The organism is Lysinibacillus sp. NPDC097868 (genome assembly GCF_044761135.1).
Classification (GTDB): Bacteria; Bacillota; Bacilli; order Bacillales_A; family Planococcaceae; genus Lysinibacillus.
In genome coordinates, this window is the sequence record NZ_JBIWBS010000003.1 from 1 (window position 1) to 22351 (window position 22351).

The following is a 22351-nucleotide window of genomic DNA, read 5'->3' on the forward strand; positions in this document are numbered from 1 at the left end:
GGTCGTTACCTGCTACATCTGTGAATCCTGCTGCAGAAGCCACTGGTACGATCGCAGATGCTACTAATGTAGCCGTTGCTGCCGTCGCTACGAATTTTTTGTATTTCTTTGGTTGGTTAGCCATAGAAAAATTTCCTCCTCTAAGTTCAAAAATTATGTCTCTACTACATAGTTATGTAGTAAATAAACAACTACACATAAAAGTATAGTTGTATCCCTAAAAGTTGTCAATCATATTTTGGGAAAATTACTAATTCGTTTCCGGAAAATAGTGGACATCGAACTCTCTTTTACCATTGTCGGCTATCTGACGTTTTTTTTCAAGTGAAAATATGCAACTTTTCCAACAAAATCTAATTTTCTACTATTCCTTTGTTTATATTTTCTAGAATGATATAAAATAATGGATAATTAAGTTAATTGATAAAACGAAAAAAGCTCAAGCATATAAATGCTTGAGCTTTTTTCGCTTGGGCTACCAACCGTTGTTTCCTTGCAGGGAATTCTATTTATTTCATAGAGGAAATTCCTATACACCTACAGTCTAACACTTTCAATTTAAAACGACAATACCAATTTTTAAAAATTATTGACGTTTTTGCCTTGCCACTTCCAATAAGAAAAGTGGTAGTGCTATCTGACGCTTGATACGCTTAGGTTCTTTCATTAATCGGTAAAACCATTCAAGACCAAATTTTTGAAAAATTTCTGGAGCACGTTTCACTGTCCCCGCCAACACATCGAACGATCCACCAACTCCTTGATAAATCGTTGGGTGCAATCGGTCACGATTGGCATTAATCCAGTTTTCCTGTTTTGGGCTTCCCATCGCAACAAATAGTAAATCCGGTTGCGCTTCATTAATACGATCGATGACCTTCTGTTCGTCCTTTTCATAGCCATCCTGTACGCCGACTATTTTAATAGAAGGAAATAAAGATTCTAGCTTTGCTTTTGCTGCATCGGCAACACCAGGTTTGCCTCCATAAAGGAAGATTGGCTTGCTTCGTTTTGCCGCTTCTTCACAAAGCTTCATCATCATATCGACGCCAGTAACACGTTCACGAATTTGCCCTTTTTGAATTTTCGAAGCAAGAATAACACCAATACCATCCGGAATTTGAAATTCTGCTTCATTTAATAGCTTCTTTAGTGCTGGGTCTTCTTTTGCCTTGATAATTTTTTCTGGATTGATGGCAACAACGAGCGCTTTTTGTTTATTTTCAATGCGCTCAAATGCCATATCCATTAATTCATCGTAGCCTTCCGTATTGACGTTAATGCCAAGTACTGTTTCTTTCATCGGTTTTTCGCATCCCCTAGTAAGTGGAACTGGAAGCCAGCCTCTTGCCATTTCTCACGGTTTAAGCAGTTTTTCGTATCAAAGACGATTTTTGTTTTTACAGTGATGTCTGCTGCATCATATGCTTTGAACTCATTGTGATCTGTTAACACAACAATGATGTCTGCATCTTTTGTTGCTTCTTCTAAGCTTTGTGTTTGTGTAGCATGTTTGTTTTCTTTAATGTGTGGATCGTAAGAAATGACTTCTAATCCAAGGTTTTGTAGCTCATCGATCACGATTGTTGATGGGCTTTCACGCATATCATCAACATTTCCTTTGAAGGCTAGTCCAAGCACAGCCACTTTGCCACCTGCGATTTTGTTTTCATTTAAAATGGCCTGTGTTTTTTGTGCTGTAAATCTTGGCATGCTGTCATTTGTATTACGTGACATATGAATAATTTGTGCTTGTTCGCCACCTAGCTCAACTAAGAACCATGGGTCTACTGCTATACAATGTCCACCTACACCAGGACCTGGGAAGTGTACATTCACGCGTGGGTGATAGTTAGCAAATTTAATTGCTTCCCAAATGTTTACGTCTAATTTTTCAGCCATTTTTGCAAGCTCGTTAGCAAAAGCAATATTGACATCACGATATGTGTTTTCCATTACTTTTACTAATTCAGCTGTTGTTGCATCAGTTAAATGGATTGTGCCATTTACAAATGTTTGGTAAAGCTCTTTTGTCATTTGAGAAGATTTTTCATCAATCCCACCAACGATTCGGTCGTTGTTCACTAATTCTTCAAAAATACGACCAGGAATTACGCGCTCTGGTGAATGTGCTACAAATAAATCAACGCCGAACTCTAAGTTTGCTTTGATTAGCTCAGGTAGCATAATGTGCTCTACTGTTTTCGGTGGTACTGTCGATTCAAGAATTACTAAATTCCCTTTTTTCACATAAGGCACAATCGATGCCGTTGCTTGACGTACATATTCTAAATTCGCTGTATTGTCAGGGTTAATTGGCGATGGTACAGCCACAATGAAAACATCCGCTTCTTGTGGTGTTGTTGACGCTGTTAAGAATCCTTCATCTACTGCTTTATTTAGGCGTTCTTGTAAACCGTTTTCTTCAATATGAAGTTTTTTCTCTTGAATACTTTTTACTGCTGCCGGGTTTACGTCAACCCCATGTACTTTTATGCCGTGGTTGGCAAACATTACAGCCGTTGGTAATCCGATATAGCCAAGTCCAACGACACAAATTGATTTCGTCATTCTCTATTCTTCCTTCCGTTTCAAAAACGAGTAGTAAATTTTTATATGGTCAATAAAATGCATTTTCACATTTTTGTTCTGCATTATAGTATACATCTTTCAAGGGAAAGTGTGAATCAATTTGTTATTTTGCAGTATTTTCTGTGTACTATTTACATATTGTTGGGTTTATCGTAGCTTTTTGGAAGTGATTTGATTGGTTTATCGGCGATTTATTGCGGTCTATCGGCGATTCATCGAATTCTATCGGCGATTTCTTCTGTTTTATCGGCGATTTTGGGACTCCTAACGGCGATTCCAACAAGCTAGACAATTTGTACTTTGTATATTTCCCTGCATTACGCCATGTTTGTAAAGATTTTTGCAACAATCGTTTGGCGATGTACTCACTATCAATTTTCAAAAACTCCCGACAGTCCCTGTTCGTTATCGTATCTCCAACAAGCATGTAATAATCTTTTAGTGCTTGTACATGTGCATCGGTAGATTGATGCTGACAACTGTGACAAAACCAAGACCTTTTCTGCTTTTTCATTCCAAAGTGACCACAATTTTCGCAAAAAACGCCTCTTTGCAAAACATTGGGATCAATTTGATAATATCGGCAAAGCGGATAAGGCTTTCTGTATTGTAATTGTGACAAAATTATATTTGTTATTTCAGTCGTAGCTATCCCCTCATTTTTCACTATTAGCCTATGCAAATACATTGGGAGTTCTCTTCCCATTACTATCGGTAGCCCTTCTCCTTCACGATGTATTTCTACATTATTAAAAGGAAAAACAGTTGCTCCATATATCGGTATCACAATATCTTGCTTGCTAAGAAAATGGTGCATAGCCTGAATATACTGTTCCAGCTGAATTTCAGGATGCGTAAAAACTTGAATTTCTCCTGTATCTAAAGTACGAATTAACGGCGTGGGTCATTTTTGAAATGAACAGTACCGCGTATATTTTTAATTTCTAATATAATAATACCGCTTGATGTAATGACTAAAATGTCGATTTGCATGGGGAGTACCGTAGGAAGCATAACATTGTGGAAGATGTGACAGTCACTGAGCTGTGGCAAATTTTCTAGCTCTTTCAAAACATAATGTTCTGCAAAATCGCCCGCTTCCTTAATTTTCAGCTCCTGTTGTAAGGTTGTGAACCGCGGATGTGAAGGATGCAATCGTCGAACAAGCGCTTGAAATCCCAATGTCAGCGATGATGGAGCAAAAGGTTTAACAATCAATAGCTTCACTCCTTTTCTTTTAACTATAACAGCATAAAAGTTGTAAAAAAATAGGTTGTTGAAAATTAAAAATTTACTGTGGTTTACGGGGATTAAACTTGTTAAATCAAATGGTTTACCGGCGATTCGTGGGTTTCTATCGGCGATTCACCAACTTCTATCGGCGATATCTTCCACGTCATCGGCGATTCGTGCAATTCTATCGGCGATTCCATCTAAAACAAAAAACAATAAGGAATCTCCATTAGTATCGGGGATTCCTTATTGTTCCGCTTTCTAGCAATTTTAAAATTGATTGTGCCTGTTGCATGTGAAGTGCCAGTACATATTGGCTTGCTTGTAGCAAAATTTGTGATTTCACCATATTCATCATTTCCTTCGCAATATCAGCATCGCGAATTCGTGATTCCGCAGCAGTTAAGTTTTCTGCTGTATTCATGTTCGCATTATATGCATGCTCTAGTCGATTTTGCATTGCCCCTAGATTTGCACGTTCTGATGATACTCGCTTTAATGCCTCGTCCATCGTTGAAATTGCCTTGTTTGCATCATCACGTGTTGCAATGGATGTGGTATCGTCCAAACCTAGTGCCACCGAGCCCATATCTTTAATGAACAACTCAATGTTTTGACCAGCATTTGCCCCTACTTGAATTTTGATACCATTCGTTGCATGATCACCATTCAATAATGTCTTCGTATTAAATTCCGTATCCCTTGACAGTCGATGAATTTCTTTTTTAAGTTCTTGAAATTCCTTATCAAGGTTTTGACGATCACTATCGGTAAGCGTATCATTGGACGCTTGTACCGCTAGTTCTCGCATTCTTTGTATCATTGCATGCGTTTCATTAAGCGCACCTTCAGCTGTTTGCACAAGTGAAATTCCATCTTGTATATTTTTTGATGCCATATTCAATCCGCGGATTTGGGCACGCATTTTTTCAGATATCGCAAGACCTGCCGGATCATCGGCTGCACTGTTAATGCGGTAGCCCGAAGAAATTCGCAACATTGCCTTGCTCATTGCACTATAATGGTTATTCATATTATTTAATATCGACATTCCCGTAGCAGACCACTTTCCTAGCATCTCCCCACCCCCTTGCGAACAGTATTTTTATTTATATCGGTGTCAGCCAATCGCTTTTAAGTACTATTGGTAATAAATCCAAATAATTGAAGATAAAGAGATTTAAAACTCCATCAAATAAACTGTTAAAGCACCCGCTTCTTCTTCATGAAAAGTGGGTGCTCATTTGCTGTACCAAGTATTCAATTTTTGTTAACCTCCGAATTGTGTGCTCTTTTGATGTAATAGCTCAAAAAAGAGAGCTTCATTGTAATCTAATAATGCTTGATCTATTAAATAATCAATATTTCTGTGTTCAATTTCTGTAATAAGCTGTTCTATCTCACCAACAGTTGCGGAAGAGACAAGGGGTAACTGTGGTTTTGGTGTAGCGCTTTCAAGAATTGGCGTTAAATGTTCATGAACATTTGTAATGAGTAATAGTTGATAAAGTGGTAATCGAATAAAACGATTCCCTTTTTGGAAAACAAATACCTCAGATAAATTTTCGATTTGTTGTGTATGCAAGTTGATAATCATTTCTTTCCCTTCGATTGGAATGAAATGAAAAATCTCATTCTCTTTTAATATTGAGAAATATTGATAAGCAAATACGAGACGCAATTTATCTCCAGAAATTTTCGTGTAGAACGGCTTCATGTACTGAACCTGCATCATCCTTCATCCCTCCTCGTTATCTGATTATTCAGATTTTAACATAAATAAACGTTCTTGTTAACCATCTTATGTTCAATTTTTTTCTTTCTGATCATTCAGCTTATCATGTCCGCATTTTAATCGTATAATGGAAAGACAGTCTTTTTTCCTTAATACTACAGATGACATTTTATATCATCCAAATTAAAGCTAAAGTCATTGGCCAATGCAATTGAGAGGAGTGAGGTTATGGCTTTGTCTATTTCGCAACTAGCTAAGGAACATCAACAATTTATACTTGCTAAATTAAAAGAAGCTGAGCAGGATTTACATCCGTCCTCTAGCGAAGACGAGGAACTTATGCGTCGTGCAGTTTTTTCTGTACGTAACAAATCTATTGTATTTGATCGTTTTAATGGAGCAAGTTCTATATTATATGCAAGCGTACAGGATGTGAGACCTGCAACTGTAGAAATTGATTTTGCTCACGGGACTTTAAGCTGTAACTGTCCCCAACAAAAATGGTGTCGACATCAGGTTGGCGCACTACTTGCTCTCTATCAGTACTTTGATTCAGTACAAAACTGGTCTAGTGCTTGGCGCTCCCAAAAATCAGTGCAGTTAAAATCATTAGCTGATGAACGTAGCCCTGAAAGCTGGCAGTTGATGGTCGATGAAGTAATGAAACGTCTGTTACCGTCTGGTCGCATTTTAGAAGGCTACGGACTATCGGCAATTCGTTCTGACGCATTGGAGCGACTTCGCAAACATATGCCATTTGAACGTGAGTGGCAGCCAATCTATAAGCTATTTATAGAGCTGTCCATCTTTAATGTGATTTGGCGTCATTTAAACAATACACAGGGGCATTCATTAGACTCACCCTATATGAAATACTTTATCGATCAAAGTGTGCAATCCTTCGAAAGTATACTGACAGAATTAACGAATCGCTCTCGGCTTTTTGCAACCGATCCATTTTATGATGCGCTTCAGCAAATCGTCCGAAACTTTTTACTTGAACGCGAAGGGCTGTTTGCTAATCGACTGCAAATCTACATGCTGCTTTGGGCAGTGCTTTTTTATGAGAAGCCTAGACGCGAACAGGAGCTTATACTTATAAGCAACCTCGAAAATCTGTCACCCGAGATTTCTTTACAATCATTAAAGCTCATATTTTACGTGCTATTACAAAAAGAACAATTATTACAGGAAAGCATTGCACATGTTGCCTTACCACAGATGCAAGACTTGTTCGAATTAGCTACTTTTGCAAAGCGAGCTGGCGAGTCACATTCACAAGCATTAATTTTGCGCGCTATGCTCCCATTTGCCGAAGCTTTTTTACAAGAAACTGTGCCCGTCGTACAGCGAGCGCAATACGTGCGACAATTCCAACTTTTATATGAAGATATACAATTGACCGAGGAGGAAGAAACTACGTTATATAGTGCGTTCGGTGTATACGGATTACAGCCATATTCATTCTTCCTAATTCGAAAAGAGCGCTACCGTGAATGGGCGGCGTTACATCAGTTAAATGTTTCCTCATTTTCTTATTTGGAAATGTGTGGTCTAAAAGATGTGTTACACATAGCTCCTGCAGCCGTATTACCTTTGTATCATGTCTATGCAATGGCAGAGATTACACAAAAATCACGTATGAATTATAAGCAAGCTGTTCGTATATGGAAAAGTATGCGAAGCGCAGCAAAACGAGCAGGTAAAGTTGCTTATTTTGAAACATACATGCAAACAATCCGTGCAGAATATAAACGACTTCGCGCACTACAGGAAGAGATTGAGAAAGGAAACTTAGTATGATGACATTAAATGCTCCCTCTCCGTTTACGAAAAGACTACAGCTACGCATTGAATCAGCTCAGAATGGCAATTATACAGTGCAGGGCTTTACTGCAAGTGGTACCGCAATAGAGGTAGAGACACTTATTTCTTCATTATTTTTTACCTATGAGGCAAATACTTATGGCTTAATGACCAATCGTACAGAGCTTTCCATCGATATTTCTACTGCAGAACTACTCGATATCTTTTCTACGCGCTACAGTCACCCATTTATCCATTGGCAAGGGATTAATGCTGAAAGTAGTGCGATGATAGAACAAGCACAAAAATTACAGCAATACTGGCAAGAACCTTTACTTTGGTCACATGCAGTAATTGCAGATGATTTTTCTTCACTGTCCTTTTCTATAGAAGGTGAAGATACTGAATTACTTGAAATAGCCGTGCAACAAAAACTCGCTCACGCTGGATTACTTGTTTCTGATGTGCCTAAGCTACTCCCTTTTTTCGAACGTGGTGGTTGGCCGTTAGAGCAGGATCGCCAAGCTGGCGCTGTTACTGTTTCTCTACGTTTAAGTGAGCCTGAGGAAGATTCGGAAGTTTGGCTTTTGGAAACTGTTTTAAGTACGGTTTCAACAAAAAATTACTGGACACCCGCTGTTCGTAAAAAATTATTACCTTTAGTAGATGCATTACCGACTAAATGGCAGGCGTTTGCGCTTGAAATTAAACAACAACAAACACAGATTGTGGAGCTGCTATCAATTGAAGATTTACAACCTGATGTTTTTATTCATGTTACCCTAGACGATTTAGAGGTTCGCAAATTTTTACGAGAAGACTTAGCACGGCTACAGGCACTCGGTTTTGATGTTGTGCTACCAGCGTGGCTAAAAGATTTAAAACAATCAAAAATTCGCGTGCGTGTTAGCACAGGCAATATATCAACGAAAAAAGTTGCTGGGCTTGATGATATTTTGACGTTTAAATGGCAATTTTCAATGAATGGTGAATCGATATCAGCCGAGCAATTTAAAAAGCTGGTCGATGAAAAACGAGAATTCATTCGTATTGGTACAGAATGGTTCCGAGTAGATGCCAATTGGATGCAAGAAATGCGTGCTTTAATGCAACAGGCTGAAGATGAAAGTTGGACTGTTCGTGAGCTTTTATTCCGCGAGCTACCTGAAGATTTAGCTGCGCCTGAGGAAGAAGAAGATGCCGATGATGCAATGCGTGACGATCCACTTTTCGCCTTTGAGTTACAGCAATCTTTAAAATCTTATATGGAGCAGCTTCAGGAAAAGAAAGGTCTTCCACCAGTACCAGTACCCCTTTCATTAAATGCTAGCTTACGTCCTTATCAGCAAGAAGGTTTTGAATGGCTTATCTTTATGCGCGAACAAGGTTTTGGTGCCTGTCTAGCTGATGACATGGGACTTGGAAAAACCGTTCAGCTTATTTCTTATTTACTGCATGTCTATGAAACGACGGATGCCAAAGAGCCAACCATTATTATTTGTCCGACTTCAGTACTTGGTAACTGGCAAAAAGAGCTTGCCCGTTTTGCTCCATCGCTAGTCGTGCATACACATTATCAAGCAAATCGTACTAAAGAAGATGCATTTGTAAGATTTATCGAACAAGAAAAACCACATGTTATTTTATCTACTTATGGTACAGTGTCACAGGATGCAGAATTTTTACAAGAAATCAATTGGGCAACTGTTGTATTGGATGAAGCGCAAAATATAAAAAATATGCAGACATTGCAATCTCGTTCGATACGAAAATTACATGGTAGCCACCATATAGCTCTAACAGGTACACCTGTTGAAAATCGATTATCGGAACTTTGGGCTATTTTTGATTTTATTCATAAAGGTTATTTAGGAAGCTTTGGACGCTTTAACGAAGAATTTATATTACCTATTGAGCGTGATGAATCTGAGTCACATAAGCAAAAGCTACGAGCGAAAATTCAACCGTTTTTACTTCGCCGTACAAAGCGAGATCCAAATTTACAGCTTAACTTACCTGATAAGCAAGAGTCACATGCCTATTGCGCGTTAACCGCAGAACAAGCATCACTGTATGAAGGTTATATTTTAGAGACGCTTGATCAGCTAGAGCAACTAACAGGCTTTCAAAAGAAAGGCCGTGTCTTAAAGATGCTTAGTAAATTAAAGCAATTATGTAATCATCCTGCACTTTATTTAAAGGAACCTTTCGAGGATGCTGCAACGATGCTGACACGTTCCGTTAAGCTAGAGCGAATTGTAAACATGGCAGCTGAAATCGTGGACAATGGTGAACAATGTCTTATTTTCACACAATATATTGGAATGGGACAATTACTTCAGCATTGTTTCAGTGAAATTTATAATGTTGATGCACCATTTTTAACCGGTGCTATGCCTAAACAGCAACGAGACCGTTTAGTAGAGGCTTTTCAGGCAGGTGAATTCCCTATATTCATCCTCTCTTTAAAGGCTGGAGGAACAGGGCTGAACTTAACAGCTGCAAACCATGTATTGCATGCCGATCGTTGGTGGAACCCTGCTGTTGAAAATCAAGCAACAGACCGTGCCTACCGAATTGGGCAAACACAATTTGTGCAAGTGCATAAGTTTGTGACCATAGGGACGATTGAGGAAAAAATTGATAAAATGCTAGCGCAGAAATCTGCATTATCAGAGGAACTCATTCAATCGAGTCAGTGGTTAACAGAACTAGATGATGATGAACTTCGTGATCTAATGTCACTGGATTATAATTTATCTTAAAAATGCGCCAAGAGCTTCACGTTCTTGGCGCTCTTTTAGTTAGCAACATTTCAGTGAACAATGTTTTCTTCTTTCCTACTTACTTCTAATATTTAATTGTGTGTGAAATGTTCATTGCTGTGCGGTCTTCAGCAATGATAAGTATTATTTAAAGTCCACATCTATCCCTTCTAATTAATTTATTACGGCGCAAGCTTAGCATTCTTATAGGAGAATGGCGAATTTAGAAAATGTTTTAGCATTGCTCCGTATGTATTGCGATAGTCGGTTATACTACTGGTAATTGCAATTCTTTCTCTGGTAACACAAAATCATTAAGAATCTCCTGATTGACGGATGACGATGGCAATACATTGCTCTCGTCACTATCTGGTGGCTTCAGCCTATAAAAACGGACATCTTCTACTACCACTTCAGTAATATAAATTTTTGTGCTTTCTTCATTCATAAATGATCTGGACTGAATTCGCCCATTTATCCCAATCAATGAGCCTTTTCCGCAAAATCTAACAATATGCTCTGCCAGCTTTCCCCATACTGTACAAAGAATAAAGTCAGTTTCTACTTCCCCACGACTGTTTTTGTAATTGCGATTAATGGCGAGGGAAAAATGTGATTGCACCCGATTTCTAGATAGTTGTCGTAACACAGGATCCTTTGTTAGTCTTCCAACCAGCCCGACTTGGTTCATCAATTCACCTCCTTTGCTTTTAATTGCTCTCATCTTACAAGATGGCAGTCCCATTTGGCAAAAGTCATTTTTTGATATTTAGGGTGTTATTCAATACGAAAAATCGTTTTTTCATTAGTTCATTTTTTGTATGTTGGGGTTTTTTCCAAGTAGAGTCTTGACGGCTGTAAGTAAAATAGTACAATCCTCAAAAATTAAATTTTGCATATTTAACGGAGAAGTGAAGTAACAGACTCAACAGCAACAAGCTGTAATTGATTATGTTATACTAAAATGAATGACCGACTTAGGAGGATACATAATGAAAACATTTAAAATGCTTTCCTTTGACCTTGTCACTCAAGAGGGCATGCAAGCATTTCCTTTAGTCGATGGCATTATTATTAACCAGGAAAACAGCCATCAATCTTGGATTCTTGAACTGTTTATCGATCGACAATATCGACCGATTTTTGATGAGTTATTAGCGAATGCTACAGTATTTAATGTGCGAGCAGTTATTTCATTTCCAGATAATGAACCAGCGCCATTTCGGGTTGTCGTTCATACTGTGCAAGAAATTGGCGAGCATATCTCCGTGCTGTTAAAAGGTACTTTAAAAATTAAGCGTTCAAAATACGCCGAACAATTACTCGCGGATCTCCTAACAGAGGGTGTTTCGGAAGTAGAGCTACTAGACCGCTTCTCAAAAGGTATGAAAGAACGACCAAAACTTAAAAATGATTAATTTTATGTAGCGATGCGTTGTGTAACGTATCGTTTTTTTTGTGCTGGACAAGTTGTCATTTTCGGATAAAATATGGTGTAAAGCAAATGAATTTTGTCATTCGAAAGAAACCTTTAAAATTATTGTGGCTCGAAGCTTTATTGAAACGGTTACGGGAGCGAGATCCTGAAGCTAGCTATTTTATTGAACAATTTCGGAGGCTCGATGCGGGTTTCGCTGGTGAACAAAGAGTTGATAAAGAATGGTATGAAATAATATGTCCAAATACTTTTTTGTATTGCATAATTTAGTTCTTGCGAATGCAGTCAAGCATTCTCACCAACTCGATACACTCTTTATTTGTAATCATTTCATATTAGTCGTGGAAATAAAGAATATCAGCGGAAAGCTAGATTTCGATGGCATTACATATCAATCACTCGGACAAAATCTGATGGAACAGTTGAAGGCTTTCCAAATGCTATTACTCAAATCCAACGTCATATCCGATTGATTAAAATTATATCTAAAAATTATTCTCTCCCTATAGAAGGCGCTGTTATTTTTTCTAATCCATCTGCTATCATTGAAAATCATCCGAATACAGTTCCTATTTTCCATGTATCTGGACTGCAGAGTCATATTCAAAGTCTTTATAAAAAATACCCCGAACCAATATTAACGGATGAGCAACTAACCCGTTTTGTACAGCTAATTCGAGCTCAACATCAACCACAAGATTTAATAACTCGCATAGATTCTTCGCGCTTCCGTCACGGAGTACTTTGTCCAAAATGCAAATACAAAAATCAATCGAGGCATTTGGAAATGTTCAGTATGCCACCATACAAGCTCGGAAATATTTGCAGAAGCACTACAAGATTATCAATTGCTTGTGAGTCGAACTATCACCAATAGTCAATTGCGCACATTCTTCGGCATTGAATCAAGCGATGCAGCAAATCGCTTGTTGCGAAAATTTCATTTCCCTAGTATTGGTACCACTAAAAATCGCGTTTACCATCTCCCAGATAATTTAACAGAATATATGAAGCAGTTCTTTTGACCAAGTCTTATGCGGACTTCCGCATAAGATTTTTTTGAGGATCGCTAGTTTCGTGTTCCGCGGTATTCTTCCTCTGTTCCGCGGAATCACTCCTCCCTTTCGCGGAATTCAACCTCGCTTCCGCAAAATCTCTCCGCTGCTCCGCGGAATTCATCACCTACCTACCGCCAGCAGGAATCACCCGCTCGATATAAAGAAAAAGTGATTCCGATTGACGGAATCACTTTTTGTATTTATGGAGTAGTCATGGTATTACGTTCATTGACAGCATTGTTGTTTCTTTCAACACCGTTTACACCGTTTGCATTTGGAACGTTATCATAGCCATTTGAGCCATTTACATCCGCATTTGATCCTGGTGTAGTCGCTTCAGGCATTACAGTGTTTTCATTTACTGTGCCGTCGTTTACTGTACCGTCGTTCACTGTACCACGATTGTTGTTGTTAACGTTACGATCATAAGCATCATGGTTCGTATCTGGATCTAAAACATCTTCCACATCGTTAACACCTTCTCGAACGCCGTTCTTCACATCGTTCATTGGGGTTTCATTAGCCGCATTGTTACCCCAGTTACAACCTCCAAGGAATACTGTAGCAAGAATAATGGTGAAAAATGACATTTTCCACATATTAAAAAACCTCCTCTCTTGAGTACTATGTCATCAAATACAACTTGTGCATTTGTGATCCTACATAGATTACCCGGGAAAGGAGGGAACTATCCGATTTTTTTGTACAAAAACTATTTTTGTTTTTCTTTTAGCAACTGCTCAATATAAGCTGCTTCTGCTTTACAATTATAAGAATAGTTTGTACCTAGTTCTTTTTGTAGAGCATCAATTGTTTCGATCTGTTTAGCGGTTGGTTCTTCATTTAAAATTTTTGCAATTACTTCATCGATTTTTTTTGCCATTTCTTCATGGAATTCAGTACTCATCAAAACATCGGCTGGGATTTTTTCGATCCAAGCGGCATTTTCCTGAAAATAAGACTGCCAGCTAGCAATGAAGTCTTCCATAGAAAAGCGCTCTTCTTCCCAACCAATACTTGCTAAGTATGATTCAAAAGATGTTGAAATCGAACGCGTAATGCTAATTTTAACACCTGAAGACAATTCCTTATACATCTATATAATCCTCCTACTTTTTAAAAAACCTAAAATCTCATGTATTTCAATACAATTCCATCGTATTATTAAAACTATACTAATTTCTGTCAAAAAAAATTGACAATAAGAACACTATTCGACAAGATTATTTTATAACTTTTAGCCTATAATTGCAAATTAAGGCTGTTTTGGTTGTTCTGGCCCTATTGCAAATAAAATATCTGCCTCACAAACAAGCTCACCATCAACAGTCGCAATTCCGTGTCCTTTACCCATAGAACCGCGCAATTTAATGAATTCCACTTCTAATCGAAGCTGATCGCCTGGTACTACTTGACGCTTAAAGCGTGCATTATCAATGCCCGTTAAAAACACTAAACGCCCTTGATATTGCTCAGATTTTAATAAGGCTACACCGCCAACTTGCGCTAATGCTTCAACAATTAGAACACCAGGCATAACTGGATATCCTGGAAAATGTCCATTAAAGAAATCCTCATTAATTGATACATTTTTGAAACCTACCGCACGCTTGCCTTCCTCTAATTCCACAATACGATCAACGAATAAAAAAGGATAACGGTGTGGTAAAATTGCTTGAATTTGTTCTGCTGTTAACATTTCTTTTCCCCCTCTTGAGTATGTAAGTTGGTTTTTTACATAAAATACGTACCAAATCTCCAATTCCGAGTCCTCTCCATTTAGCAAGCAACGAGCCAGCTCGGACAACAGAATGAAGGTCTCAAATACTATTCGCCTTTGTCCTAATCTAAAAGCGTGCATTTGATGTACAGATTACAGTATTAAACCTTTTTATGTGATAACACAAAGTATGGTAAAGAATATTATTATTCTTTACCATTCATTATGTCAAATATATGCCGCCATGTTTCTAAATTAAAGACATCCATTGCTTTTCCTTGACCAATCACACTGTAGCCGACCATCGTACCTAAAATAGCGGCAACAATGATTAAAACAAGAACAAGTACAACACGTAACCAAATCGGAATCAGCCGTATTTGCACCCATCGAACCTCGCGTTGCTCTCCATTTGAGCGACGTCCCTTCTCTTCTGGTGGCGTATCGGTTTCTTGTGTCGGCACAGAACGTCGACGTGAATCGTTTGTCATAGATATTGTACCCCTTCATTACTTACTCAAACGTACTTATCTAATGCCATTAATTAGCCCTAGCATTTGGTCAGCTAGTGTTACGGCTCTAGCATTAAATTGATAAGCACGTTGTGTTTCAATTAAATCTGTCATTTCCTTCGACAAGTTTACATTCGATAATTCGAGTGTACCATTTTGCATGCCGATTTGCTGACGATTTGCACCTTGTAAATCTGTTACAACTTCAGCTTGTGTAAATCCTAGCTCCGCTAAGTTATTCGGTAAGCCTAAATATGTGCCAGATACATGCTCCATTAGCTGTGGCTTTTGGAACTCTGTTACAGCTAAATCCGTACGAATAATATCTCCATTCGGATATGTTGCTTCTAACGAGCCTCCATCGCGAACAGCAAATCCTTTTACGTTATCAGGTAATGTGATAGGTTGTCCATTTGCATCAGCTACTGGATAGCCATCTGTATTAACAAGCATTACCGTCCCATTATTTAAAGGGGATAAATAAAAGTCACCTTGACGAGTATACACTGTTTTTGTAGCATTTTCACCATCTGGCATTAAAATGTTGAAATATTGTTTTGGCTTTGTAAAAGCTAAATCAAGGTCACGATCTGTTGTTTGAAGGGAACCTTGCTTATGATTCGTTTGAATTTGGCCAAGCATTGCGCCAGAGCCATAGCGTACACCTACTGGTGATTGGCGCACAGTAGGGTCCTGTTTATCAGTATTAAATTGCTGATACATTAGTTCATTGAAAGTAGCTTGCTGTGCCTTATAGCCATGCGTACCACTATTAGCGATGTTATTACTAATTGTATCTAGTTTATTTTGCAATTGGCCCATTGTATTCGTTGCGGTAATCATTGTTCGTAGCATGAGAAAACGCCTCCTGTTCGCTTATTATAGTTTGCCGATTTCGTTAACAGCCTTTTCCATACTACGATCATAAGCCTGCAACACTTTTTGATTTGCTTCGAAAGCTCGATACGCTGTCATTAAGTCTGTCATTGTGCGACCAGAGTCTACGTTAGAGCGCTCTAAATAATTTTGACCTAATGTAAACGATACGCCATTCGCACCGTAAGCAGTAGGTAAAGCGTCTCCATTTTCTGTACGAACTAAGCCATTGTCTTGTTTGACTAGCATGTTCGGATTGACAGCAAATGATACACCTACACGGGCTACTTGCTGGTTATTTACAAAAATTGTACCATCCTGGTCAAGACGGAAATCATCATTTGGTAGCTGGATGCGTTGTCCACTGTCTGATAATACGTACAGACCTTGCGCATTGACTAAATAGCCTTGACCATCTAATGTAAAATTCCCGTTACGTGTATAGGCTTCTCCGCCGTCTGGATGTGCCAGACGGAAGAAAATTGAGCCAGTAACACCATCTTCATTTTGCGGTAAGTATCCATCAATCAGGGCCATATCTGTCGTTAAATCAGTGCTGTAGATTTGACCTTGTATGTAATTTGGCAATGTTTCTTGCATATAAATTCCTGTATTTAATGCACCAACTTGGCTCATATACTGCGAGCCGGATTGCTGATTGGCAGGTGCATTTGTTTTACCTACGCTCGACATTAGCATATCTGGAAATGAACGAATTGTAGATTGATCAGCTTTAAATCCAGGTGTATTTGCATTTGATAAGTTGTTTGTCAGTAATTCTGTTCGTCTTTGTTGTGCTATCATACCTGTTGCTACTGTATAAAACCCTTTGAACAAAGGAATCACCTCATTGTATTTTTATAGGGATGCTGGAACACGATCAATATTTTCTAGCATAATGCCAGTACCAATTGCCACACAGTCCATTGGATATTCAGCAATAAAGACTGGTACTTTTAACTCTTCAATTAACAGTTGGTCCATACCGTGTAGCAATGCGCCACCACCAGTAATAATTACACCACGATCAATAATATCAGCTGATAGCTCAGGCGGTGTTTTTTCCAACACGTTTTTAGCCGATTGTACGATCATTGCTACCGATTCATGTAATGCACGTTCAATTTCCTCAGAATGGATTGTAATGGTACGAGGTAAGCCTGTTACCATATCACGACCGCGAATATCCATTGAATCGCTACGTCCGCCTTTGAAAACTGTGCCGATTGTCATTTTGATCGCTTCTGCTGTACGCTCACCAATTAGCAATTTATATTCCTTTTTAATATATTGCAAAATATCATTATCAAAAACGTCGCCCGCTACCTTAATAGATTCACTTGTTACGATGTCACCCATTGAAAGTACTGCAATATCTGTAGTTCCGCCACCGATATCAACTACCATATTGCCGCTTGGTTGGAAAATATCCATACCTGCACCGATTGCCGCAACTTTTGGCTCTTCCTCTAAATATACTTTTTTACCACCAGATTTTTCAGCTGCTTCGCGAATAGCTTTTTGCTCTACACTTGTAATATTTGTAGGACAGCAAATCAAGATACGTGGTTTAGATAAAAACCCTTTTAAATTTAATTTATTGATGAAATGTCTAAGCATCGCTTCAGTAACATCAAAATCTGCAATCACTCCATCGCGTAATGGCCGAATTGCTGTTATATTACCGGGCGTGCGACCCACCATTTGACGAGCTTCTTCTCCTACAGCTAAAACTTTGTTTGTCTTTTTATCTATTGCTACCACTGAAGGTTCATTAAGGACGATTCCTTTACCTTTTACGTGAATTAATACGTTCGCAGTTCCTAAGTCAATGCCTATATCCTTCGAAAACATTTTAAATTTCTCCTTCCCGCCAGTTCAAACTACATAACGTTCCTATTGTCTATTTATCTAGAATATTTTATCATACCCCATTGGTAATTTCACCTAAATTTAGTTATTCCGCTTGTTTTCCTACAATTATATGTACACAAGTAGCAAAGTACAAAAAAAGAACGAATCATTCTTGACTCGCTCTTTCTTTCCACTTGTTTTTCGTTGCCTCTCCTCCACGAATATGACGTACGGCTTTATGGTAGGCGAGAATCTCTTTCACTTGATCAGCTAATCCTTCATGAATTGTTGGTAATCGCTCTGTTAAATCTTTATGCACCGTACTTTTTGAGTAACCTGTCATTTTCGCGAGGACACGCACAGTTTCACGCGTCTCAATCAATAATTCACCGAGGCGTATGCAGCGCTTCCGAATGTGCTCGTGCACGTTCTTCGTCCTTTCCACACAATTTCACAAAATGGCTTTGGCATCAGATGCACGTCTGCGCATTTCTTCACCTTATGTGAGGACAAAGCTATTCAGAACACGTTTTGCACTTTCTCGTTAAAATGCTGATTTTTTTAAAATGCTAGTAATTTTTTAGGATTGATATATTTCCCGTTTTCTAGTACTTCAAAATGCATGTGAACGCCAGCTGCTTGATTCCACTCATTGTCAGTCGCTTTTCCTAGTGCCTGACCTTGTGCAACTTCATCGCCTTCTTTTACGACAATATCCTTCACAGAGCTGTAATGTGTTTGCATACCATTTGCATGCTCTAGAACGATTTTATTGCCTGTGAATGCATCTAGTTTTACTTCTAGTACTTTACCACTCATCGCAGCTACTACTTCAAATTCCTCTCCATTCATAGAAAGAGAGATGCCTGATGAAGTTGTAAAAGTTTGATTGAATACCATTAAAGCATTCTCACGTGACTCTTCATTGGCTTCTACCTCATAAAAATCCTGTGAAACTTGTACTTTACTAAAGTCAGCTTCTTTGAATGGGTACTTCATGTTTTCTGTTCGTGCATTTGTTTCAACTACTGGACCTGGGTCTACCTGTGCTAAATCTGGTAATGGCGCCTCTTCTTTTGATACGAGACTATTGTAACCAAATAACAAACCTGCTAACACTAACGCACCACCACCGTATACTACCGGCCAAAACCAAGGTTTTTTCTGCAATTGTCCTTTTTCATTTTGAGAAGTTTTACTATTTTTATCCTCTCTCATTTTCATCACCTCTAATTGCAGTGTGAACAACTAGAAGCTATTTTAAACATGCATCTATTTTTTTTATCTCAACTTGTTGATAATAATAGTGTAAAATTTCTGAGGCGGTCTTTCCTTCGCCTGCCATCGCATTTGCACCATACTGACTCATACCAACTCCGTGGCCATATCCCTTCGTTGCTACTTGCACTTTTCCAGTATTCCTACTATATGAAATCTTGAAATCTGTTGACGGTAATTGTAAGAGTGTTCTAACCTCTCTCCCGGACCAGACGTTTTTCCCCATCTGTAGCCGTTCAACACGTCCTGAATCATTAAGGAACAATTGTATACGTCCAAAATCTGTCGCCTGCCATTTAATCGGCCACAAGGCATTCCATTCGGCTAACGTCCATTCTTCTATTGTTGCAAACTTTGGAGATGCTTGATCGGACATACTTGTAACGCTTTGTAAATATGGTAAGTCATTACCGCTGTAGCCATAAGCACTCTCCGTTTTCCCATTACTTGTTGAGTGAAACATTGCCGTTATTAATTCATTATCATATAGAAGTACTTGTCCTTGTGTTTCTGTAATGGCTTCGACAATTTTCTTTTCATTTCCCGGGAAATTGCTAGTCCAATTTGCTTTTCTTTGTTCCTTATTATAGTAAACTTGCCTTGCAACTGTAGGTGCAATGGTATTCTTGCCGTAATTTGTCGTTTTCAGAGCATACGTCCTTGCTGCAATTGCTTGAGCTTTTAAGGCTTCTTTATTAAAAGAAACGGGCATTTCCGCAGCAACTACACCAACTATATACGTTTCTAAAGGAATTTTTTCCTGTTGTCCCTCCACTTCTATGAATATTTCACAGGCTTTTTCCGTCGTTTGTGGAGAATTGTTAAAATTGTCTTCCGTTCGTCTCTCACTGAATGCTAAAGGAAGCATATATAATGCGCCAATTAAACAAATAACACCAATACTCATTATCCATTTTTTCATATGGAATAATATGCGAGAACTCTTTAATATATGAGCGTTCTACTAAACGTAAAAGACTTATTATCTTGTTTAGAAGAGTAGATTTCAATTTAACAGCAAAAAATCTCTTTGCTTATTATAAGCAAAGAGATTTCAATATCATTAGTTTGTTGGTAATTCCAATGAAGCTTTTTCTTTTTGTACAACTTCCATAGTTGTTACTCGTTCAATATTAGCGCCAAGTGACGCTAATTTCCCATGAAAGTCTACATAACCACGATCTAAGTGATGAAGCTTTGTAACTCTCGTAATACCTTCTGACACAAGACCAGCTAAAATTAGTGCAGCGGCAGCTCGTAAATCTGTTGCCATTACCTCAGCTCCCTGTAGGTCTACTGGCCCTTCGATAAAGACAGAGCGGCCTTCAATTTTTGCACCCGCATTCATACGACGAAACTCTTCTACGTGCATAAAACGGTTTTCAAAAACAGTTTCGGTAATAATACTCGTACCTTCAGCAGTTAACATTAAGGCCATCATCTGGGATTGCATATCCGTTGGGAATCCTGGATGCGGCATTGTTTTAATATCCACAGCTTTTAATGTTTGCGGTACATGTACGCGTATACCTTCATCTAGCTCTGTAATTTCAACGCCCATTTCTCGCATTTTAGCTATTAAAGCCGTCATATGCTCTGGCACAGCGTTTTCTATCGTTACATCGCCTTTTGTGATCGCTGCAGCTACCATAAATGTACCTGCCTCAATACGGTCTGGAATAATATGATGTTCTATTCCATATAATGTGTCAACGCCTTCTATACGAATCGTATTCGTACCTGCACCGATAACACGGCCACCCATACTATTAATAAAGTTAGCAAGATCTACAATTTCTGGTTCTTTTGCTGCATTTTCAATGACAGTCGTTCCTTTTGCTAACGATGCAGCCGTCATAATATTTTCTGTAGCTCCAACACTTGGGAAATCCAAATACACATTCGCACCTTGTAAACGACCCTCTACCTTCGCTTCCACATACCCGTGCCCAAATGAAATTTTTGCACCCATTGCCTCAAAGCCTTTTAAATGTAATTCTATTGGACGTGAACCGATTGCACAACCACCCGGTAATGCTACACGTGCAAAGCCATTTCGAGCAAGTAAAGAACCCATTACTAAAATAGATGCACGCATTTTACTAACAAATTCAAATTGTGCTTCACTTGAAAGATCCTTTGTTGCGTCTATATATACTATATTGTCTTCTGGTATATATGTAACATCAGCGTTTAGACTTTTAAGTACTTCATTTATGGTATAAACATCTGCTAAGTTAGGGACTTCTTTAATAACATTTTCTCCTTTTGAAGCAAGTAAAGCTGCTGCCAGGATTGGTAACACTGCATTTTTTGCGCCCTCTACACGAACTTTCCCCTGTAGCTTTTGGCCGCCAGTCACTATAATTTTATCCACCCTACGTCCCTCCGAATTCAATCTCTTAACCTATCGAAAATTTATTTTAAAAAAAGATGTATAATGTCATAATCAGTAAACAAACAACTTTATAGTACAACTTTTCACACGCTCGTTCAAGCGTCCAAATCACTATTTTAATGCATTTATTGATATTTTGCTATTTATTTATTGTACGCATTATTTTTTTTTTTGTGAATGACCAATAACACGGAAAAAAATGTAATTCTCTTATACATAACGAAAGTTCGTGACTAAAATATATCCGTTTATATGGATTGCTAAACCTCTTTTGTACATATTTCAAAGGACCACATAAGTTATCTTATGGAGCCCTTCGAAATATGTACCTATAAAATTATGCTTCCGTCTACGTATTATGTTTACTTCGCTAAATTTAAAATAAGTACGGAAGTTTTCCAGACCATCCTGATATTTGAAGAAAGAAATTAGAAACTGCTGTGCCTATCGCAATGCTCAGCAAAATATAAATCAACTGTATTTGAAAAACTTTATTTTTCTTAAATAGTTTTTCTACCATGAAGGCCTGCAAAGCGTAAAATGTGATAGCAATAAAAAATAGATGCGATAGAATCCCCATTAAAGCTTCTTGCCCTACTGCTTCATAAATTTCCACATCGTGTTCCTCCATTTAAAAAACGGGCAGATATTGAATCTGCCCGTTAAAAATTGAATTAGATATTACCCTCATGAACGTTGATACGATTCAACGCACGTTTTAATGCTAGGTCAGCACGTTTGAAATCAATGTTATCTTGTTTGCTTTGAATTCGTCCTTCAGCGCGTTTAACGGCTTCTTTAGCACGTTGAACGTCGATGTTTTCAGCAATTTCAGCAGAAGGTGCTAAAATTGAAATCTTTTCTGGACGAACTTCAATGAAACCACCGCTTACAGCTACAACTTCAGTTGAACCGTCTTCTTTTTTCAGCTTCACTGCACCAATTGCAAGTGGAGCAACCATTGGAATATGGCCAGCAAGAACACCAATCTCACCTGAAGTTGTTTTCGCGATTACCATTGATACTTCAGAATCGTATACTGGGCCGTCGGGAGTGACAATATTGACTGTAACTGTCTTCATATTT

General features: G+C 38.4%; 24 protein-coding genes. 4 read left to right on the top strand and 20 right to left on the bottom strand.

Annotated elements, in window-relative coordinates; translation table 11 throughout:
* Positions 1-586: 586 nt before the first annotated feature.
* The 6 genes from ACIQXJ_RS16885 to ACIQXJ_RS16910 all read right to left on the bottom strand — a co-directional run bounded on the left by ACIQXJ_RS16885 (position 587) and on the right by ACIQXJ_RS16910 (position 5560).
* On the bottom strand, positions 587-1303 hold the full coding sequence (locus ACIQXJ_RS16885; protein ID WP_401010694.1) for a WecB/TagA/CpsF family glycosyltransferase: 717 nt from the start codon (positions 1301-1303) through the stop codon (positions 587-589).
* Entirely contained in the window at positions 1300-2571 is a 1272-nt protein-coding gene (locus ACIQXJ_RS16890) for a nucleotide sugar dehydrogenase (protein WP_403056408.1), read from the bottom strand. Before ACIQXJ_RS16890 ends, ACIQXJ_RS16885 begins: the two co-directional genes overlap by 4 nt.
* Before the next feature lie 148 nt (positions 2572-2719).
* Positions 2720-3379 (bottom strand): hypothetical protein, encoded by a 660-nt coding sequence (locus ACIQXJ_RS16895; RefSeq protein WP_403056406.1) that lies wholly within the window; start codon positions 3377-3379, stop codon positions 2720-2722.
* 104 nt (positions 3380-3483) lie between these two features.
* Positions 3484-3810 carry a nuclease-related domain-containing protein gene (locus ACIQXJ_RS16900; RefSeq protein WP_403056403.1) on the bottom strand — a complete coding sequence of 109 codons (327 nt, stop codon included), beginning with the start codon at positions 3808-3810 and terminating at the stop codon, positions 3484-3486.
* Between the two features lie 244 nt (positions 3811-4054).
* Positions 4055-4903, bottom strand: a complete 849-nt coding sequence (locus ACIQXJ_RS16905; protein ID WP_403056400.1) for a flagellin N-terminal helical domain-containing protein — start codon at positions 4901-4903, stop codon at positions 4055-4057.
* Between the two features lie 192 nt (positions 4904-5095).
* Positions 5096-5560, bottom strand: a complete 465-nt coding sequence (locus tag ACIQXJ_RS16910) for a transcriptional regulator (RefSeq protein ID WP_403056397.1) — start codon at positions 5558-5560, stop codon at positions 5096-5098.
* Between the two features lie 228 nt (positions 5561-5788).
* On the opposite strand from ACIQXJ_RS16910, the gene ACIQXJ_RS16915 reads away from it, so the two are divergent.
* Entirely contained in the window at positions 5789-7363 is a 1575-nt protein-coding gene (locus ACIQXJ_RS16915) for a hypothetical protein (protein WP_403056394.1), read from the top strand.
* The gene (locus ACIQXJ_RS16920; protein ID WP_403056391.1) at positions 7360-10131 is read left to right on the top strand and encodes a DEAD/DEAH box helicase; all 2772 of its coding nucleotides are present in this window, start codon (positions 7360-7362) and stop codon (positions 10129-10131) included. The genes ACIQXJ_RS16915 and ACIQXJ_RS16920 overlap by 4 nt, the downstream gene beginning before the upstream one ends.
* 268 nt (positions 10132-10399) lie before the next feature.
* Here ACIQXJ_RS16920 and ACIQXJ_RS16925 read toward each other — a convergent pair whose 3' ends face one another.
* Positions 10400-10822 (bottom strand): single-stranded DNA-binding protein, encoded by a 423-nt coding sequence (locus tag ACIQXJ_RS16925; RefSeq protein WP_403056388.1) that lies wholly within the window; start codon positions 10820-10822, stop codon positions 10400-10402.
* A 301-nt stretch (positions 10823-11123) separates the two neighbouring features.
* On the opposite strand from ACIQXJ_RS16925, the gene ACIQXJ_RS16930 reads away from it, so the two are divergent.
* Positions 11124-11549 (top strand): YwpF family protein, encoded by a 426-nt coding sequence (locus tag ACIQXJ_RS16930; RefSeq protein WP_403056385.1) that lies wholly within the window; start codon positions 11124-11126, stop codon positions 11547-11549.
* A gap of 256 nt (positions 11550-11805) precedes the next feature.
* Positions 11806-12042: a nuclease-related domain-containing protein gene (locus tag ACIQXJ_RS16935; RefSeq protein WP_403056382.1), complete on the top strand. Its 237-nt coding sequence runs from the start codon at positions 11806-11808 to the stop codon at positions 12040-12042.
* 785 nt (positions 12043-12827) lie between these two features.
* Here ACIQXJ_RS16935 and ACIQXJ_RS16940 read toward each other — a convergent pair.
* The 13 genes from ACIQXJ_RS16940 to ACIQXJ_RS17000 form a co-directional block, all read right to left on the bottom strand.
* A complete protein-coding gene (locus ACIQXJ_RS16940; protein ID WP_403056379.1) occupies positions 12828-13226 on the bottom strand; it encodes a hypothetical protein in 399 nt (132 codons plus the stop codon).
* 113 nt (positions 13227-13339) lie between these two features.
* Positions 13340-13723, bottom strand: a complete 384-nt coding sequence (locus ACIQXJ_RS16945) for a hypothetical protein (protein ID WP_340820964.1) — start codon at positions 13721-13723, stop codon at positions 13340-13342.
* 159 nt (positions 13724-13882) lie between these two features.
* Positions 13883-14326 (bottom strand): 3-hydroxyacyl-ACP dehydratase FabZ, encoded by a 444-nt coding sequence (gene fabZ / locus ACIQXJ_RS16950; RefSeq protein WP_340820965.1) that lies wholly within the window; start codon positions 14324-14326, stop codon positions 13883-13885.
* A 227-nt stretch (positions 14327-14553) separates the two neighbouring features.
* Positions 14554-14838 carry a DNA-directed RNA polymerase subunit beta gene (locus tag ACIQXJ_RS16955; protein ID WP_173478595.1) on the bottom strand — a complete coding sequence of 95 codons (285 nt, stop codon included), beginning with the start codon at positions 14836-14838 and terminating at the stop codon, positions 14554-14556.
* A 36-nt stretch (positions 14839-14874) separates the two neighbouring features.
* Positions 14875-15714 (bottom strand): flagellar hook-basal body protein, encoded by an 840-nt coding sequence (locus ACIQXJ_RS16960; RefSeq protein ID WP_401010716.1) that lies wholly within the window; start codon positions 15712-15714, stop codon positions 14875-14877.
* Positions 15715-15738: 24 nt separating this feature from the next.
* Positions 15739-16572, bottom strand: coding sequence for a flagellar hook-basal body protein (locus ACIQXJ_RS16965; RefSeq protein WP_403056375.1), 834 nt, complete (start codon positions 16570-16572; stop codon positions 15739-15741).
* Positions 16573-16593: 21 nt separating this feature from the next.
* Entirely contained in the window at positions 16594-17589 is a 996-nt protein-coding gene (gene mreB, locus ACIQXJ_RS16970; protein ID WP_340820969.1) for a rod shape-determining protein, read from the bottom strand.
* 166 nt (positions 17590-17755) lie between these two features.
* A complete protein-coding gene (locus tag ACIQXJ_RS16975; RefSeq protein ID WP_004269485.1) occupies positions 17756-18016 on the bottom strand; it encodes a sporulation transcriptional regulator SpoIIID in 261 nt (86 codons plus the stop codon).
* A 134-nt stretch (positions 18017-18150) separates the two neighbouring features.
* Positions 18151-18807, bottom strand: coding sequence for a peptidoglycan DD-metalloendopeptidase family protein (locus tag ACIQXJ_RS16980; protein WP_403056372.1), 657 nt, complete (start codon positions 18805-18807; stop codon positions 18151-18153).
* 37 nt (positions 18808-18844) lie between these two features.
* Entirely contained in the window at positions 18845-19789 is a 945-nt protein-coding gene (gene spoIID / locus ACIQXJ_RS16985) for a stage II sporulation protein D (RefSeq protein WP_403056369.1), read from the bottom strand.
* 141 nt (positions 19790-19930) lie between these two features.
* On the bottom strand, positions 19931-21244 hold the full coding sequence (gene murA / locus ACIQXJ_RS16990) for a UDP-N-acetylglucosamine 1-carboxyvinyltransferase (protein WP_340820973.1): 1314 nt from the start codon (positions 21242-21244) through the stop codon (positions 19931-19933).
* A gap of 397 nt (positions 21245-21641) precedes the next feature.
* Positions 21642-21881 carry a DUF1146 family protein gene (locus ACIQXJ_RS16995; RefSeq protein WP_401010728.1) on the bottom strand — a complete coding sequence of 80 codons (240 nt, stop codon included), beginning with the start codon at positions 21879-21881 and terminating at the stop codon, positions 21642-21644.
* A gap of 58 nt (positions 21882-21939) precedes the next feature.
* Positions 21940-22347, bottom strand: coding sequence for a F0F1 ATP synthase subunit epsilon (locus ACIQXJ_RS17000; RefSeq protein ID WP_340820975.1), 408 nt, complete (start codon positions 22345-22347; stop codon positions 21940-21942).
* Between the last annotated feature and the right edge of the window lie 4 nt (positions 22348-22351).